The sequence below is a fragment of the Gelidimonas diazotrophica genome, from assembly GCF_055694025.1.
Genome location: NZ_CM146349.1, coordinates 3,141,931 through 3,158,359 on the forward strand (window position 1 = coordinate 3,141,931; position 16,429 = coordinate 3,158,359).

A 16,429-nucleotide genomic window follows, 5' to 3' on the forward strand; every position below is an offset into this window, starting at 1 on the left:
GCAAACATACATATCCATGACAGATAAAACCAACGACACATCACCCCTGCCCGCCACGCCGCCGATTCCCCATGTCGAGTTCAAGGCGGCCTTGCTGCTGATCTTGATGGTGGTATTGGTGTCGGCCACGGTGGTCTACCTGATGTATGCACGCGGCGCATTCGAATCAACCCAGAAACTGGTGCTGGTAGCGGACGACGCCGAGGGCGTTATGGTCGGGATGGACATCACGTTCGCCGGCTTTGCGATCGGGCGCGTCAGCCGCATCGAACTCAACAACCAAGGCAAGGCCCGGATGATTGTCGAAGTGGGGCGCAAGGATGCGCACTGGTTGCGCAGTTCCAGCATCTTCACGATGGAACGCGGCATGGTGGGCGCTACGCGTTTGCGCGCCTTCAGCGGCGTCCTGAGCGACCCGCCGCTACCGGACGGCGCTATACGCAGCGTGCTGGCAGGCGACGCCACCGCCGAAATTCCCCGCCTTCTCGTTGCCGCCAAGGAATTGATTCAAAACCTGAATACCCTGACCGCGACCGACTCGGCGCTGGACTTGAGCTTGCGCAACGTGAAGTCCGTCACTGAAAAACTCAACGGCAAGAGCGGAGCGCTGGGCGTCATCACCGGCACCGATGAAAATGCGAAAAAGTTGCTGGTCACGCTAGACCGCGCCAATCAGTTGCTGGCCACCGTCGATGGCATGGCGACCAAGGCCGACCGCCAGGTGTTTGGCAAGAACGGCGTGATGCCTGAAGCACAGGCAACTATCGTTCAGCTCAACGGTTTGCTGACCGACGTCAGGACCAGCATGAAAAAAGTCGATGCGGTGTTGGTCGAAGCGCAGGCGGTCGGCGCCAATGTCAAAGACGCGACCGTCGATCTGGCCCCGCTGCGCGCCGACGTCGAGAGCAACTTGCGCAAGGTCGAGCAACTGGTCAATGAAATCAATCGCAAGTGGCCGTTCAAACGCGAAGCGGAGATCAAACTGCCATGAAATCAACCCTACTCTTGCCGCTTGGCATTGCCATCCTGCTCAACGGCTGCGCCAGTGGCCCTGCCGTGCCTGACTGGCAAATGAACGCCCAAAGCGGCATCGAGCGCGCCAGCGCTGCTTATATGTCCGGCAACGACAGAGTCGAAGTTCAGGAATTTGCCAAGGCTCGCAGCGAAATGGCCAGCACCGGTCAGATCGCGTTGGTGGCGCGCGCGGAATTGATCCGCTGCGCCAGCCGTGTGGCCAGCCTGGTGCTGGAAGACTGCACCGGGTTTGAAAAGCTGCGTCAGGACGCCGCAGCGCCGGAACGCGCCTACGCCGATTATTTGGCCGGCCGTGCGCAACCGCAAGATGTCGCGCTGCTGCCCGCGCAGCACCGAGGCGTGATGCGCGCCGGCACAGATCCTGCGGCTGCGGTGGCCGGCATCAGCGATCCGCTGTCCCGCTTAGTGGCTGCCGGCGTCTTGTTGCGCAGCGACCGCGCCAACCCGGCAGTGCTGACGCTGGCGGTCGATACCGCCTCCGCCCAGGGCTGGCGACGTCCCTTGCTGGCATGGCTGGACGTGCAAGCGATGCGCGCCGAGCAAGCCGGCGCTACCGCAGAAGCGCTGCGCCTGCGCCGACGCATGGATCTGGTTCAACAGGCCAAGCCCTGACGTTATTCCAGGCACACTGGAAAAATATCAGGACGCAGCCGGCACCGCGCCGGGTATTTTCGCCGGCGCGCCGCGGTTCTTCCACTGACTGACTATGATGCCGGCGATCAGCAACACGCCGCCTGTCACGCCGCGCCAACCCATGGTTTCGCCAATCCAGAAATAGGCGGCAATCGCCGCGCAGGCCGGCTCGAACGCATACGTGACGGCGGCCTCGTTGGCGCTGGTATGACGCTGGCCCCAGACTTGCAGCGAAAGTATCGCTGCGGTGGCGACGATGCTGAGATACAGCAGATTCGGGGTGTGCTGGCGCACCGCCTGCTGCAGTTGCAGCCAGTCCACCGATTTGTGCGGCAGCTCCCACAGCAGCAGCCAGAGCGCAGCGCAAATGCCGACCGTGATGATTTGGACCGCAGTCAATGCCATCAGATGACTGGCCTTGCGGGTCGCCATTTCCATTTGCTTGACGTAAATGCCATAGCAGACTGCGCCACCCAGCGCCAGCGTGTCGCCATACGACCAGGCTCCGCCATCCCAGCACAACGCCGAAATGCCAGCCATCGCCAACGTAATGGCGAGCACCATGTGGCGCGGCGGCAGCTTGCCGGCCAGCACGCCCAACAGCGGCACCACCAGCACGTTCAGGCCGGTGATGAAGGCATTGCGGTTGGAACTGGTCAGTGCCAAACCTTCGGTTTGCAGCATGAAGGAGACAAACAGGGTCGCGCCCAACAGCGCACCCGCCAGCACATCGGCCCGCCGGGCCCGCCACAGAAAGGGCGACAGCAACAGACCCGCCAGCGAGAAACGCAACAGCGCGATCCAGACCGCGGACAGATCGGCCGATAAATCCTTCATGGCCGGAAAAGTCGTGCCCCAGACGCAGGTCACAAGCAGCAGCGCCAGGATGCCGCGCAGGTGGTGAGGTATCAACATAGTCAAGTTCAGGTTAAAAACAGTGGGCAGGAAATCCGGCGGCAGCGAATCGAACAACAGATATGCACACTATTAACGCGCTTTTTGATTCTTTTAATGCTGTTTGGAAACATATAGTACTACATTCTGTATTTTTTAAATCGGCCTATTAACATGCGCAAAAAGCATGAATAAACGATATACCCCCTCTAATTTCATCAACGAAGGGCGGCAAACCGGGACCTCGATCAGCCTGAACAAGCGCATCCGGAGCAGCCTGATCTGAGCCGAAATAATCTGGGCCACAATGATGGCCGATAAGTTCGGCAACGCCGGCTGCCGATATAATCGCGGTATGAAAGAACGCTACTTACGCAGCCTGCGCCTGTTGTCCGAGTGCTATCACGGCTTCGAGAAAATGTCTGCGCCCGATATCCGCAAAACCGGTCTCACTCAGGCGCAATTCGACATCATCGCCACCCTCGGCAATACGCCGGGCATGACCTTCAAGGAACTGGGCCAGAAAACCCTGATAACCAAGGGCACCCTGACCGGCGTCGTCGATCGGCTGGAATGCAAGCAACTGGTGCGGCGCATCACCAGCCTGGAAGACCGCCGCAACACCATTGTGCAACTGACCGCAGCCGGCGAGCGCACTTTCGAACAAGTGTTCGATCCCCACGTACAGTTCTGTAAACAGCCGTTTTCCGGCTACGCCGAAGCGGATTTCGTCGCGCTCGAAGCAGCCTTGGGCGCACTCAAAAACCGTCTGGATGCATTGAGCGCCGTCAATAAAAGTGCAAAAAAGTAAAACAAAGCAACTTATGCTGCTGCCAACCTAAAAATGCGTCAGAATGTGCAACCAAATTAATTGTCCATATGGAATTTTTCGGGAGTTGCAGCGTCCGACCGAACAATGCAATTCTGGCAAACATTGAAGTGGCGCCTCGCGACCTAGGAATAGAAGGAGAGCCGCATCAAATTGACGACAAACGCCGCCTAACATTCGTTTCTATTTTGCGCATCAGCATGATAAAAAACCCACTTCCGATTGATCCAACGCAAAATCGCCAGATGCTGCTGGAATACCAGGCGCTGCTGGACCATGTTTCGCTCGGCATCGCATTTATCCGCGATGGCAATTTTTTGCACTGCAACCGGCGCCTGAGCGACATATTCGGCTGGCCCGACGACCAGTTGGCAGGGCAGCCGGCCGGTCTGCTCTTTCCATCGGCGCAGGCCGGTGCCGAACACGCCAGCCTGGCCACAATGGCACTGGGCGGCGGGCCACAGCGTGATGCCGAACTGCTGCTGCAAAGACGCGACGGCAGCACGTTTTGGTGCCACCTGGTGGTAAATGCGATCGATTCGACTGATCCTGGCAAGGGCCAGATATACCTCATTGAAGACATCACCGAACGCCACGCCGCGGATGCAGCGGCGCAACTGCTGCTGCTGGAGCATCAGGCGATTCTGGACAACGTCTCGCTGGCTATTACCTTCACCCGCAAACGCCGCTTTTTGCATTGCAATCAGCGTTTCAGCGAAATGTTCGGCTGGCCCAGCGACGAACTGATCCAGCAAACTACCGAGATCCTGTATCCGTCGCCGCAAGCGTTCGCCGCATTATCCAACCTTGCCAGGGCGATGCTGGGCAGCGGGCAACGGCTCGATACCGAACTGCTGATGCAAAAGCGCGACGGCACCACGTTCTGGTGCCGCATGCTGGCCAAGGCGATCGATCCGGACGATCTCGGCAAGGGCTCGATCTACATCACCGAAGACATCACCGAACGCAAGAACGCACAAGAAGCGCTGCTGCGCGCACGCGACAATCTGGAATTGCGGGTGCAGCAGCGTACCGCAGAACTGGCTACCGCCAACCAGCGCTTGCAAGCCGAGATCATGGAACGCCTGCAAGCTGAAAAACAGATTCGCCACCTGGCCGATCACGACGCCCTGACCGATTTGCCCAATCGTCGTCTGCTGGAAGACCGGCTCAGGCAAGCGATGGCCGTAGCCAAGCGCAGCGGCAACCAGATGGCTGTCATGTTTATCGATCTGGACAGCTTCAAGCCGATCAACGACATGCTCGGGCACCGGGTCGGCGACTTGCTGTTACAGGCCGTAGCGAAACGGCTGCGCGAGCTGCTGCGCGGGATCGATACCGTGGCGCGCATCGGCGGCGACGAGTTCGTTCTGGTGCTGCCCGATATGCACTCGCAGGCGACCGCGTGCGAAGCCGCCAAAAGAATCATGAGCGCACTGGTGCAGCCGTATCAGGTCGAAGGCAATGTTTTGACCGTCACGCCCAGCATCGGGATTAGCCGCTATCCCGAACACGGCGCCGATGTCGAGACCCTGATAGGCCGCGCCGACGACGCCATGTACCAGGCCAAGCAAATGGGGCGGAGCAATTACCAGTTCTATATTGACCCCGACAAAGAATAGTTTCCCATTTCCAGTTGGTCCATTTCCGCCGCAGCCGGATTGCACCGATAAAAAAAGCCAGTCGACAGGTTTCTGGCGACTGGCTTGGCAATAGCGCTGGATGTTTACACTACTGCGCCATCGTTTTCCACTTTATCCTTGACCTGTTTGACCAGATCTTCGCGCTTGATGCCGAGCCACATTGCGATGGCAGCGGCGACGAACACCGAAGAATAAATCCCGAACAGAATGCCGATGGTCAGCGCCACCGCGAAGTAATGCAGCGCCGGGCCGCCGAACAGCAGCATCGACAGCACCATGATCTGGGTCGAGCCGTGCGTGATGACGGTACGCGAAATAGTGCTGGTGATCGCGTGATCGATGACCTGCGGTACCGCCATCTTGCGGTGCTTGCGGAACATTTCGCGGATACGATCGAAGATAACCACCGATTCATTGACCGAATAGCCCAGCACCGCCAGCACGCCGGCCAGCACCGAGAGTGAAAATTCCCACTGAAAGAATGCGAAAAATCCCAAAATAATGATCACGTCGTGCAGGTTGGCGACAATCGCTGCCACCGCAAACTTCCATTCGAAGCGCAGCGCCAGATAAATCATGATGCCGATGATCACCATCGCCAGCGCCATCAGGCCGTCATGCGCGAGTTCCTGGCCCACCTGCGGCCCGACGAATTCGGCGCGCCTGAGCGCCACATCGGCATCTTTTGCCTTCAGCGCCGCCATCACCTTGTCGTTTTGCTCGGCTGCCGTCACGCCGCTCTTGAGCGGCAGGCGGATCATCACGTCCTGCGCAGTGCCGAAGCTCTGCACCTGGTTATCGGTGTAGCCCAGCGCCACCACCGATTTGCGAATGCCATCGATATCGGCCGCTTTGGAATAGGCCACCTCCATCACGGTGCCACCGGTAAATTCAATCGATAGATGCAAGCCCTTGTTCACCAGGAAAAACACCGCCAGCGCAAACGTGATTGCCGAGATCACATTGAGTAACAATGCGTTGCGCATAAATGGAATATCTTTTTTGATGCGGAATAATTCCATCATCGATCCTTTCAATGCGGTGCTCTGGCCCGGCCAGACCACCGCGAGATGCTTGATTAAAACTGACTAAAACTGACGTAAGCACAGAACCGTTTAATGTTCCGGCTTCCAGACCGTCCCAATCGACAGGCTGGTCAGTTTTTTCTTGCGGCCGTACCACAGATTGGCCAGGCCGCGCGAGACGAACACCGAAGAGAAAATCGAGGTCACGATGCCGATGCAATGCACCACAGCAAAGCCGCGAATCGCGCCGGAACCGAAGATCAACAACGCCAGACCGGCAATCAGAGTGGTCACATTGGAGTCCAGAATGGTGGCCCAGGCCCGGTCGAAGCCCATCGCTATCGCTGCTTGCGGCGAGTGTCCGGCCCGCAGTTCTTCCCGAATCCGTTCGTTGATCAGCACGTTGGCGTCGATTGCCATACCGAGCGTGAGCGCAATCGCGGCAATTCCCGGCAAGGTCAGGGTCGCCTGCAGCATCGACAGAATCGCCACCAGCAACAGCAGATTGGTCGACAGCGCGAACACGCTGAACAAACCAAACAGCATGTAATACACCGTCATGAAAGCGGCCACTACCAGAAAACCGTACATGGTCGAATCGAAACCCTTCTTGATGTTTTCAGCGCCGAGTTGCGGGCCGATAGTGCGCTCCTCGATGATTTCCATCGGCGCAGCCAGCGAACCGGCGCGCAGCAGCAGTGCCAGGTCGCTGGAGGCCTGGGACGAACCTTCGCCGGTGATCTGAAAGCGCGACCCGAGTTCATCCTGGATGGTAGCTACCGTCAGCACTTCGCCGCGGTTTTTCTCAAACAGCACGATCGCCATCAACTTGCCGATCTTGCCGCGGGTGGCGTCGCGCATGCGGCGCCCGCCGTCACCGTTGAGATCGATGCTGACCGATGGCCGGTTGTTTTGATCGAAGCTGGCAGTGGCGCTGGAAATATAGTCGCCGGTAATGATCGGCTCCTTGTACAACACCACCGGCGCGCCCTTGCCGACCTTGAACAGCTCGGAGCCAAACGGAATCGCGGCGCTTTCTTCAGTGCCGCGGGTAACTGTTTCATCGACCAGGCGCACTTCCAGGGTCGCGGTGCGGCCGATGATGTCCTTGGCGCGCGAGACATCCTGCACGCCCGGCAATTGCACCACGATCCGGCTGGCACCCTGGCGCTGGATGATCGGCTCGGCCACGCCGAGTTCGTTGACGCGCTTGGACAGGGTCGTGATGTTCTGCTGCACCCCGTCATCCACGGTTTTTGTCAGGGCTTCCGGCTTCATGCGCAGCACCAGCTTGAGTTCGCTGCCGCTGCCGCTCACATTGAACGTCAGTTCACTGAGTTGCGACGCCAGCTCTGCCTGCGCTTTAGCCAGGGTGGGCTGATCGCGGAACAGCAGTTCGAGCGTATCGGCGCTGCGGGAAAGACCGGCATGACGGATATTCTTATCGCGCAAAATGCTGCGCACGCTGGCTTGCAGTCCTTGCAAACGTTTGTTAAGCACCGCCTTGGTATCGACTTCCATCAGGAAATGCACGCCGCCGCGCAAATCGAGGCCGAGGTACATCGGCAGCGCATGCAAGCTTTGCAACCAGCCGGGCGTATTCGGCAACAGGTTGAAGGCGACGGTATATACCGGGTCCGCCGGGTCGATGTTGAGCTCCTTTTCCAGCAATGCCTTGGCCTTGAACTGGGCATCGGGATTGGCAAAGCGGGCCCGCACCGAACCCTGATTGCCAACCGCATCAAAGAACACGCCGCCAGTGGCCATGTCATTGGTTTTCAAAATCTGTTCTACCTGCGTCACCAGACCGGTATCGACCTTGATGGTGGCTTTGGCGCTACTGATTTGCACTGCGGGCGATTCGCCAAAGAAGTTCGGCAGCGTATACAACACGCCCAGCAGCAGCGCAAAGGCGATAACGAGATACTTCCAGAGGGGATAACGATTCATATCGATTCAATGTTCAGGGTTGGCCGCCGGGCAGAAATGGCCTGGGTGACTTGGATGGCCGGAACTGCGCACAGCGCGCGCGAACCGGCACACACAGCATCAAATCGATTTGATCGTGCCCTTTGGCAGCAGAGTGGCGATGGCCGCTTTTTGGATCACGATTTCGGTAGCATTGGCGATTTCCAGTGTCACATAGACATCAGTCACTTTGGTAACGCGACCCAGCATGCCGCCGCTGGTGATCACCTCGTCGCCCTTGGCGATGGCTGCCATCATGGCCTTCTGCTCTTTCTGGCGTTTCATCTGCGGACGAATCATCAGAAAATACATCACCGCGAACATCAGGATGATCGGCAGAAAACTAGTCAGGTTGCTACCCAAACCGAGGGATTCCAGTGGGCCTGATTGTGCAAATGCATTAGAAATAAACAAGGCGTACTCCAGTTGGTTGTTATAAACAGGCAGGCATTTTAGCATTCAGGCATGGGTTTCCTGATACGCGGCCCTATGACGGCATGGTATTCCAGCGCCAGCATTCGACATGGTTCTGGGCTGAAATTCATACAGGCAACAGTATTTTTAAAGTCGCAATGAAACTATGCGGAAAATGCTATTTATTTGCACATACCCTGCCAATATTTGTTATCTGAGGTTGGACATTGCCGATGCCTGCCCCAATTATGGCGTGCGTAACAGCAGTTATTAATTGGGGGGTGTCGCGACACAACAGTTCCGCTTGAAAATTATTTGCATTCGTTGTCAACCGGACTCAGAAGCGCTGCGTTATCTGCACTACGTAGCGATTGTCTACGGACCCAACCAAAAGGACTTTAGCATGAACAAACTTATCGCAACCTTAGTAGCCGCTACTTTCGCAATGGGTACAGCCTTTGCAGCAACTCCTGCTGCTGCTCCTGTTACTCCTGCAACTCCTGCTGCTGCAAGTGCACCGGCCGCTACTCCAGCCATGCCAGCTAAAGCCGCTGCGAAAAAATCCAGCCACATGAAAAAAGCCAGCCATGCCAAGAAAATGAAGCATGCAGCAGCGAAAAAAGCAACTCCTGCTCCAGCTGTGACACCAGCACCTGCTCAGTAATAAGCAATAACGCACGACCGCTAAATCAAAAGCCCGGAGTTGCCAGTTTTCATAAACTGGCAACTCCGGGCTTTTGATTTTTGTAGCTGCAATTGCAATGATCAGATTCCGCGCGAGCGCTCCGTGCGGAAGCGCAGCACAAAAGCCGAAAATTGTTGCGCGTCGATGGCCGAGCGCATTTCACGCATCAGCTGCAGGTAATAGTGCAGGTTATGGATGGTATTCAAACGCGCACCCAGAATTTCGCCGGTGCGGTGCAAATGATGCAAATAGGCGCGTGAAAAATTGCGGCAGGTGTAGCAATCGCAGGTTTCGTCGAGCGGCTGCTCGTCGTCCTTGTAGCGCGCATTCTTGATCTTGATATCGCCGAAACGGGTGAACAGCCAGCCGTTGCGCGCATTCCGGGTTGGCATCACGCAATCGAACATGTCGATGCCGTTGGCTACGCCAGCAACTAAATCTTCCGGCGTGCCGACGCCCATTAAATAATGCGGTTTATTAGCCGGCAGCCTTGGCCCGATGTGCGCCAGCATGCGCATCATTTCTTCTTTCGGCTCGCCCACCGACAGCCCGCCGATGGCAATGCCGGGAAAGCCGATGTCTTCCAGCCCAGCCAGCGATTCGTCGCGCAAATGTTCGAACATGCCGCCTTGCACGATGCCGAACAGCGCATTCGGGTTTTCACCGCCGACAAATTCATCCTTGGAGCGTTTGGCCCAGCGCAACGACATGCGCATCGATTGGGCCGCCTCGTCGAGTGTGGCCGGACGGCCGTCGATTTCATACGGCGTGCATTCGTCGAACTGCATCACGATGTCGGAATTCAGCGCGCGCTGGATCTGCATCGAGACTTCCGGCGACAGGAACAATTTATCGCCATTGATTGGTGATGAAAAATGCACCCCTTCTTCGGTGATCTTGCGCATCGCGCCCAGCGAAAACACTTGGAATCCGCCGGAATCGGTCAGAATCGGCTGGTCCCAGCCCATGAAGCGATGCAGGCCGCCGAATTTTTTCAGCACCTCCACGCCGGGGCGCAGCCACAAGTGAAAGGTATTGCCGAGGATGATCTGGGCGTCGATTTCCTTGAGCTCCAGCGGCGACATCGCCTTGACCGAACCGTAAGTGCCGACCGGCATGAAAATCGGCGTTTCGATCACGCCGTGGTTTAGCGTCAGGCGGCCGCGACGGGCCGAAGTTTGACCGCTCTCGTCGGTTTTGAGAAGTTTGAAATCAAGCATGGTTTTTTGTACTTAAGAGCATCGCATCGCCGTAGCTGAAAAAACGGTAGCGCTGGGTGATCGCGTGGGAATAAGCGCTGCGGATAGTGGCATAGCCGGCAAAGGCCGACACCAGCATCAGCAAGGTCGATTTCGGCAGGTGGAAATTGGTGATCAGGCGCGTCACCGTTTTAAACCGATAGCCGGGCGTGATGAATAGTGCAGTATCGGCACTGCCGGCGACAAGCGTGCCGGATTGCGAAGCCGACTCCAGCGCGCGCAGGCTGGTGGTGCCGACCGCCACCACGTCGCGCCCGGCGGCTTGGGCGGCCTGCACCGCATCCACCGTGGCTTGCGACAGCGTGTACCACTCGCTGTGCATTTGATGTTCGGCCAGATTTTCAGTGCGCACCGGCTGGAAAGTGCCGGCGCCGACGTGCAGCGTCACGAACGCGAACTGCACGCCCCTGGCGCGCAACTTATCGAGCAAGTCCTGATCGAAATGCAGGCCCGCAGTCGGTGCCGCGACCGCGCCGAGTTCTTTCGCATACACAGTCTGGTAGCGGGTTTCGTCAAAGGCGTCGGCGGTGTGTTCGATATACGGCGGCAACGGCAGCCGGCCGTGCGCCTCGATCAGTTCGAACACGTCGGACGGGAAGTTCAGCTTATAAAACTCGCCGACCCGCACCCCGACCGTGACGTCGAAGGCATCGGCCAGGCGGATGGTGCTGCCGATTGCCGGCGATTTGGAGGCGCGGATTTGCGCATGGACGGTGCGGTTATCCACCACGCGCTCGATCAATACTTCGACTTTTCCAGCGGTGGCTTTGACCCCGAAGAAACGCGCTTTCAGCACCCGGGTATCGTTGAACACCAGCAGATCGCCAGCGGTAAATTGGTCGGTAATATCGGCAAAGCTGCGGTCGATCAGCGTATCGCCATCGACGTGCAGCAGGCGCGAAGCACTGCGCTGCGGCAGCGGGGTTTGCGCAATCAGTTCCGGCGGCAGGTCGAAATCAAAGTCGGATAAAGAGTATTTGGGATGCATCGTGTGTCTTGAATTGATAATTCCGGAGGATTAGGCGCCCCCTCGGAAAATTAACTGTATTTAATCACAGCATTAGTTTAGATCAGTACAATAGATACAGATAATCTACCTGTATCTATTGTAAAAGCCGGCTATTTTACGCCCTAGGCAGTCCATTGATGAGCCACATGCCAGAACCAAAGCAAATACCCGCTACCGTGCCGGCGCCATCAGCCCGCAAAAAACCTGCGCCCACGACGCTGGGAAAAATGGCGGACAAGCTGGCCAAACTGGGCCTGCGATCCAGCATGGATCTGGCGCTGCACCTGCCGCTGCGCTATGAGGATGAAACCCAGGTGCTGTCGATCCATGAAGCCGGCTTGCACTTTGGCCAGCCGTCGCAGGTCGAAGGCGTAATCAGCGGCTGCGAAGTGCAATACAAGCCGCGGCGGCAACTGCTGGTGACGCTTGCCGACGATTCCGGCCAGTTGGTGATGCGCTTTCTGAATTTTTACGGCAGTCAGCAAAAGCAATTGGCCGAGGGCACCCGGTTGCGGGTGCGCGGCGAACTGCGGCACGGCTTTTTCGGCCCCGAGATGGTGCACCCGACTTACAAGGTCGTGATTCCGGGAGCGCCGCTGGCAACGGCATTAACGCCGGTCTATCCGGCCGGCGTCGGCCTGTCGCAAAGCTTTCTGCGCCGCGCGATTGCACAAGCGCTGGATAAGCTCGATTGGCGCGACACTTTGCCGCCGGCGCTGCTGGAAAATCTCGGTTTATCGGCCTTCGAGCCCGCGATTCGCCTGCTGCACAACCCACCGCCGGACGTCGATCAGCATAGTCTGATGGAGCGCACCCATCCAGCTTGGAAACGGATGAAATTCGATGAATTGCTGGCCCAGCAGTTATCGCTGAAACGCTCGCAAGCGGCCCGCCGCAAGGTCAGCGCACCGGAGCTGAACAGCATCGGTCAACTGTCGAATGCATTCCTGATGACGCTGCCGTTTGCGTTGACTGGCGCGCAGGAAAAGGTGCTGGGCGAAATCCGGTGCGACTTGTGCGCCGCCTTCCCGATGCAGCGGCTGCTGCAGGGCGATGTCGGCAGCGGCAAAACCGTGGTGGCGGCACTGGCCGCCGCGCAGGCAATCGACAATGGCTACCAGGCGGCGCTGATGGCGCCGACCGAAATCCTGGCCGAGCAGCATTTCCGCAAGTTGGCCGGCTGGATGGAGCCGCTCGGCGTCCAGGTCGCCTGGCTGACCGGCAGCCTGAAAAAGAAAGAGAAGCTGGAGGCGCTGGCTAGAATCGAGTCCGGCGCCGCGCAACTGGTGATCGGCACCCACGCGCTGATCCAGGAAGCGGTGCAATTCGCCCGGCTGGGGCTGGTGATCGTCGATGAACAGCACCGCTTCGGCGTTGGCCAGCGCCTGAGCCTGCGGAATAAAGGAACTGCGAAGGCCGCCAACGCGCAGACCCCTGACCTGACACCGCATCAGTTGATGATGAGCGCCACGCCGATTCCGCGCACGCTGGCGATGACGTATTACGCCGATCTCGAAATCTCGGTGATCGACGAACTGCCGCCCGGCCGCAGCCCGATCGTGACCCGCGCCGTCGACCAGAACCGGCGCGAGGAAGTGATCGCCCGGGTCCATGCCGCGGCCCTCGAAGGGCGGCAAATCTACTGGGTTTGCCCGCTGATCGAAGAGTCCGAAGCGCTGCAACTGCAAACCGCAACCGACACCCACGCCACGCTGACAATAGCATTGCCCAGCCTGCAGGTCGGCTTGGTGCACGGCCGCATGAAAGCGGCCGAAAAGCAGGCGGTGATGGATGCCTTCACCCAAAACCGGATGCAGGTGCTGGTCGCCACCACCGTGATTGAAGTCGGAGTCGATGTGCCGAACGCGTCGCTGATGGTAATCGAACACGCGGAACGCTTCGGCCTGTCGCAATTGCACCAACTACGCGGCCGGGTCGGGCGCGGCACGGCAGCCTCAGTTTGCCTGCTGCTATACCAAAGCCCGCTGGGCTGGGTCGCCAAGCAGCGCCTGATGACGATGCGCGCCACCACCGACGGCTTCGAAATCGCCCGCAAGGACCTGGAAATCCGCGGCCCCGGCGAATTTTTAGGTGCGCGCCAATCGGGCCAGGCAATGCTGCGTTTCGCCAACCTGGAAACCGACCAATGGCTGGTAGAAAAGGCGCGCAATCTGGCGCAGTTCTTATTGCAAGATACATCAGAGGAAAGCGCGCGCATTGTAAGAGCGCATCTGGCGCGCTGGCTGGGCGAACGAGAGGATTTTTTGCGGGTTTGAATTTTTTGGTGGACTTTTTGTAGGGGCAGGTTCCAAACCCGCCCGGGCGCGAACGTAAAACCAAGGGCAAGTTTGGAACATGAGCCAAGGGCAGGTTTAGAACCTGCCCCTACGGGATTTAAACAATAATGGCTTATGACTCTGATATTCATCACCGGAAATCAATTCGCCTGAAAGGGTACGATTATTCGCAGGCGGGTTTGTATTTCATTACGATTTGCACTGAACATCGTCAATGTTTATTGGGTGAAATCGTCTGGACGGATTCCAAACCTAACCAAATGGTAATGAATGAATGTGGGGAAATCGTCAAAAATACATGGATTGATTTACGCAATCATGTCAGCAACATCAGACTTCATGAGTTCATCGTTATGCCGAACCACATCCACGGCATCATTGAAATTGATAACCCCGTAGGGGCGGGTTCCAAACCCGCCCTTGGTTTTACGTTCGCGCCAAGGGCAGGTTTGGAACCTGCCCCTACGGGAAAACCATAACCGGTATCTGAAATTATTCGACAGTTAAAAACATTCTCTGCCAGGCGCATCAATCAGTTATGCAACACGCCTGCCAATACAATCTGGCAGCGCAATTATTATGAACACATCATTCGTGACGAGCAGGCATATTTAAATATTGCCGAATATATTCAGACCAACCCGTTGCAATGGCTGGAAGACACCTATTATTCTGAAAACAGCAATTGACCGCTTATCGGCTTTGATAAACGCATGAATTGATTGAAAATTTTCATGATTAAACAGTTTGCCGTCCGCATCAAAAAATAGCCTGGCAGATTTAAAGCCCCCAGTATTTTCTGGGTTTTTTTTAGAGTATGCTAAAAAACAATGGTATTGCCGCTTTATTTAAAACATTAAATAAAAATACCCTGTCTCAGTAAATATAAAATGCAACGGCTTTGCAGGCAAAGTGACGCTATGGGCAGAGCGTTTCAAGCTTTTAAACTGCGAATACGACAAGCGTATTGGTGATGCTCTCGGAACCGCAAAAGTCTGCGCCCATGCTGCCAAAGCAGCAGTTGGAACCTGATTGGTGCGACCAACCGCACTATCTGGCAGCAGATATTAATGAGATAACATCACAACCTGACATCTTCTCCTGATTTCGCTCAATCTCTGCCAGCAGATTTATCAAGGTCTCCAACCATGGGTAGCGCTGATAGCGTAGGGCTTTGTTCTTTACCTCTAGTTCAGAGATGATCCTCGGAGTCAAGATGCGTGGCTGGGTTCTGCTACATCCCCCGCCGTTAAGTTGCGCACGTTTGCCCAGATAAGCTATCGCACACTGCCGTTTATATGCGCTGACGTCGCCGCAACAACTGACAAAATCTTTGTTGTCTTGGGGCCTTGCGATGTGTTGTAAATAACCTTTCCAGTCGCCCTCACGAATTTCAATCGTCACCTCTTGTGGATAAACGTCAGACACCTGGTCATTTGCGTAAAGTACTGCTGACATATCGCCTCCGATGCTATGTTATTGAATTGCTACGCTAACTTGTTATTCATCCCATCCAGAGTTCGCTTCAATAGTGTGTCCGTCTCCGTCTTTTTTTCAGACCGTGCTGCCATTTCTTCGCACTATCATCGTCATATTAGTTAATAATTTTGTAACTGATACTGAGAAATAACAAGACAAGGGTCAATAATTCGGCGCGCCTAATAATCAACCGCCACGCCTTGAAAAGATTAAGGTGCAAGTCGCCATCATCATGATCGAAGTTGGGATTGAAGTGCCGGACGCGTCGCTGATGGTGATTGAACACACGCAACGCTTGAGGCAGGCGATGCGGAAACGTCAGGAAACCGGCCTGATGCAAGTCCAGATTTTCTCGCCGGACTGCGAAGCCAGCAGCGTTGCGCGCACTGGCCGATGCGATTTTTTAGATTTGGAACTTACGCAATATTAAGTAATGCCAGTAGCGCCGGCACGGACACCGGCACTACTGCCAACGCTTACACCGCTTCCATCACCGCGCGCAGGAACGCTTGGGTGCGTTCGTTTTGCGGCGCGCCGAAGATCTGTTCCGGCGTGCCCTGTTCGGCGATTTTACCTTCGGAAAAAAAACAGACGCGATCGGCAAATTCGCGTGCGAATCCCATCTGGTGCGTCACCATCAGCATGGTGAGATTGTGCTCGTCGCCGAGGCGGCGAATCACATTCAACACTTCGCCGCAGAGTTCCGGGTCGAGCGCCGACGTTACCTCATCGAACAGCATCACTTGCGGGCGCATCGCGAGGGCGCGTGCAATCGCCACCCGCTGTTGCTGGCCGCCGGATAATTGCGACGGATAGTGTTTGAACTTGTCCGAGAGCCCGACCATATCCAGCAGTTCGCTGGCGCGTTCGGTGGCTTCTTCCTTGCTCAGACCCAGCGCCTTGACCGGAGCTTCAACCACATTTTGCAATGCACTCATGTGCGGGAACAGATTGAAGTTCTGGAACACCATGCCGATCTTGCGGCGGCCCTGGCGCTTGTAGCTTTCGCTGGCCGGCACCAGGTCGCCGTTGCGCGGCATGTGGGTGAGCGGCGCGCCGTCGACTTCGATCATGCCATCGTTGATACCTTCGAGCATCATCAGTACCCGCAGCAAGGTTGATTTTCCGGAGCCGCTGGGGCCGATAATCGCCACTTTTTCATTGGCCGCCACGTCCAGGTCCAGATGGTCGAGGACGGTGAGCGGGCCGTAACGTTTTGTCACGCCGCTAAAGCGGATCATCGGAGGTGTCATGTTTTA

Annotated in this window: 17 protein-coding genes; 9 read left to right on the top strand and 8 right to left on the bottom strand. The window is 56.8% G+C overall.

The window, feature by feature from the left end; translation table 11 throughout:
* Positions 1-16 precede the first annotated feature (16 nt).
* Positions 17-991, top strand: a complete 975-nt coding sequence (locus tag KGFNPO_RS14595; protein WP_472631957.1) for an MlaD family protein — start codon at positions 17-19, stop codon at positions 989-991.
* Entirely contained in the window at positions 988-1,647 is a 660-nt protein-coding gene (locus KGFNPO_RS14600) for a hypothetical protein (protein ID WP_472631958.1), read from the top strand. Before KGFNPO_RS14595 ends, KGFNPO_RS14600 begins: the two co-directional genes overlap by 4 nt.
* Before the next feature lie 27 nt (positions 1,648-1,674).
* Here the strand turns inward: KGFNPO_RS14600 and KGFNPO_RS14605 are convergent, their stop codons facing one another.
* Complete coding sequence (locus KGFNPO_RS14605; protein WP_472631959.1) at positions 1,675-2,583, bottom strand: DMT family transporter; 909 nt, start codon at positions 2,581-2,583, stop codon at positions 1,675-1,677.
* Between the two features lie 334 nt (positions 2,584-2,917).
* On the opposite strand from KGFNPO_RS14605, the gene KGFNPO_RS14610 reads away from it, so the two are divergent.
* Together KGFNPO_RS14610 and KGFNPO_RS14615 are read left to right on the top strand one after the other, a co-directional pair.
* On the top strand, positions 2,918-3,373 hold the full coding sequence (locus KGFNPO_RS14610) for a MarR family winged helix-turn-helix transcriptional regulator (RefSeq protein ID WP_472631960.1): 456 nt from the start codon (positions 2,918-2,920) through the stop codon (positions 3,371-3,373).
* Between the two features lie 218 nt (positions 3,374-3,591).
* Entirely contained in the window at positions 3,592-5,013 is a 1,422-nt protein-coding gene (locus tag KGFNPO_RS14615) for a sensor domain-containing protein (RefSeq protein ID WP_472631961.1), read from the top strand.
* A gap of 104 nt (positions 5,014-5,117) precedes the next feature.
* Here KGFNPO_RS14615 and secF read toward each other — a convergent pair whose 3' ends face one another.
* From secF to yajC, 3 genes are all read right to left on the bottom strand, one after another.
* Complete coding sequence (gene secF, locus KGFNPO_RS14620) at positions 5,118-6,056, bottom strand: protein translocase subunit SecF (RefSeq protein WP_472634497.1); 939 nt, start codon at positions 6,054-6,056, stop codon at positions 5,118-5,120.
* Between the two features lie 93 nt (positions 6,057-6,149).
* A complete protein-coding gene (gene secD / locus KGFNPO_RS14625; protein ID WP_472631962.1) occupies positions 6,150-8,009 on the bottom strand; it encodes a protein translocase subunit SecD in 1,860 nt (619 codons plus the stop codon).
* Positions 8,010-8,108: 99 nt separating this feature from the next.
* Entirely contained in the window at positions 8,109-8,486 is a 378-nt protein-coding gene (yajC, locus tag KGFNPO_RS14630; RefSeq protein ID WP_472631963.1) for a preprotein translocase subunit YajC, read from the bottom strand.
* Positions 8,487-8,844: 358 nt separating this feature from the next.
* Here yajC and KGFNPO_RS14635 point away from each other — a divergent pair, with 358 nt between their 5' ends.
* Entirely contained in the window at positions 8,845-9,105 is a 261-nt protein-coding gene (locus KGFNPO_RS14635) for a hypothetical protein (protein WP_472631964.1), read from the top strand.
* 101 nt (positions 9,106-9,206) lie between these two features.
* Here the strand turns inward: KGFNPO_RS14635 and tgt are convergent, their stop codons facing one another.
* Together tgt and queA are read right to left on the bottom strand one after the other, a co-directional pair.
* A complete protein-coding gene (gene tgt, locus KGFNPO_RS14640; protein ID WP_472631965.1) occupies positions 9,207-10,346 on the bottom strand; it encodes a tRNA guanosine(34) transglycosylase Tgt in 1,140 nt (379 codons plus the stop codon).
* Complete coding sequence (gene queA, locus KGFNPO_RS14645; protein ID WP_472631966.1) at positions 10,339-11,373, bottom strand: tRNA preQ1(34) S-adenosylmethionine ribosyltransferase-isomerase QueA; 1,035 nt, start codon at positions 11,371-11,373, stop codon at positions 10,339-10,341. The genes tgt and queA overlap by 8 nt, the downstream gene beginning before the upstream one ends.
* 167 nt (positions 11,374-11,540) lie before the next feature.
* On the opposite strand from queA, the gene recG reads away from it, so the two are divergent.
* The 3 genes from recG (at position 11,541) to KGFNPO_RS14660 (ending at position 14,380) form a co-directional block, all read left to right on the top strand.
* Positions 11,541-13,670, top strand: a complete 2,130-nt coding sequence (recG, locus tag KGFNPO_RS14650; protein ID WP_472631967.1) for an ATP-dependent DNA helicase RecG — start codon at positions 11,541-11,543, stop codon at positions 13,668-13,670.
* A gap of 128 nt (positions 13,671-13,798) precedes the next feature.
* On the top strand, positions 13,799-14,170 hold the full coding sequence (locus tag KGFNPO_RS14655; RefSeq protein ID WP_472631968.1) for a transposase: 372 nt from the start codon (positions 13,799-13,801) through the stop codon (positions 14,168-14,170).
* Positions 14,171-14,185: 15 nt separating this feature from the next.
* Positions 14,186-14,380 (top strand): transposase, encoded by a 195-nt coding sequence (locus KGFNPO_RS14660; RefSeq protein ID WP_472634498.1) that lies wholly within the window; start codon positions 14,186-14,188, stop codon positions 14,378-14,380.
* 361 nt (positions 14,381-14,741) lie between these two features.
* On the opposite strand, the gene KGFNPO_RS14665 is transcribed toward KGFNPO_RS14660, so the two are convergent.
* Positions 14,742-15,149: a hypothetical protein gene (locus KGFNPO_RS14665; protein WP_472631969.1), complete on the bottom strand. Its 408-nt coding sequence runs from the start codon at positions 15,147-15,149 to the stop codon at positions 14,742-14,744.
* A 235-nt stretch (positions 15,150-15,384) separates the two neighbouring features.
* Between KGFNPO_RS14665 and KGFNPO_RS14670 the strand changes: the two genes are divergently transcribed.
* A complete protein-coding gene (locus tag KGFNPO_RS14670) occupies positions 15,385-15,600 on the top strand; it encodes a hypothetical protein (protein WP_472631970.1) in 216 nt (71 codons plus the stop codon).
* Between the two features lie 46 nt (positions 15,601-15,646).
* Here KGFNPO_RS14670 and ehuA read toward each other — a convergent pair whose 3' ends face one another.
* Positions 15,647-16,423, bottom strand: a complete 777-nt coding sequence (ehuA, locus tag KGFNPO_RS14675) for an ectoine/hydroxyectoine ABC transporter ATP-binding protein EhuA (protein ID WP_472631971.1) — start codon at positions 16,421-16,423, stop codon at positions 15,647-15,649.
* Between the last annotated feature and the right edge of the window lie 6 nt (positions 16,424-16,429).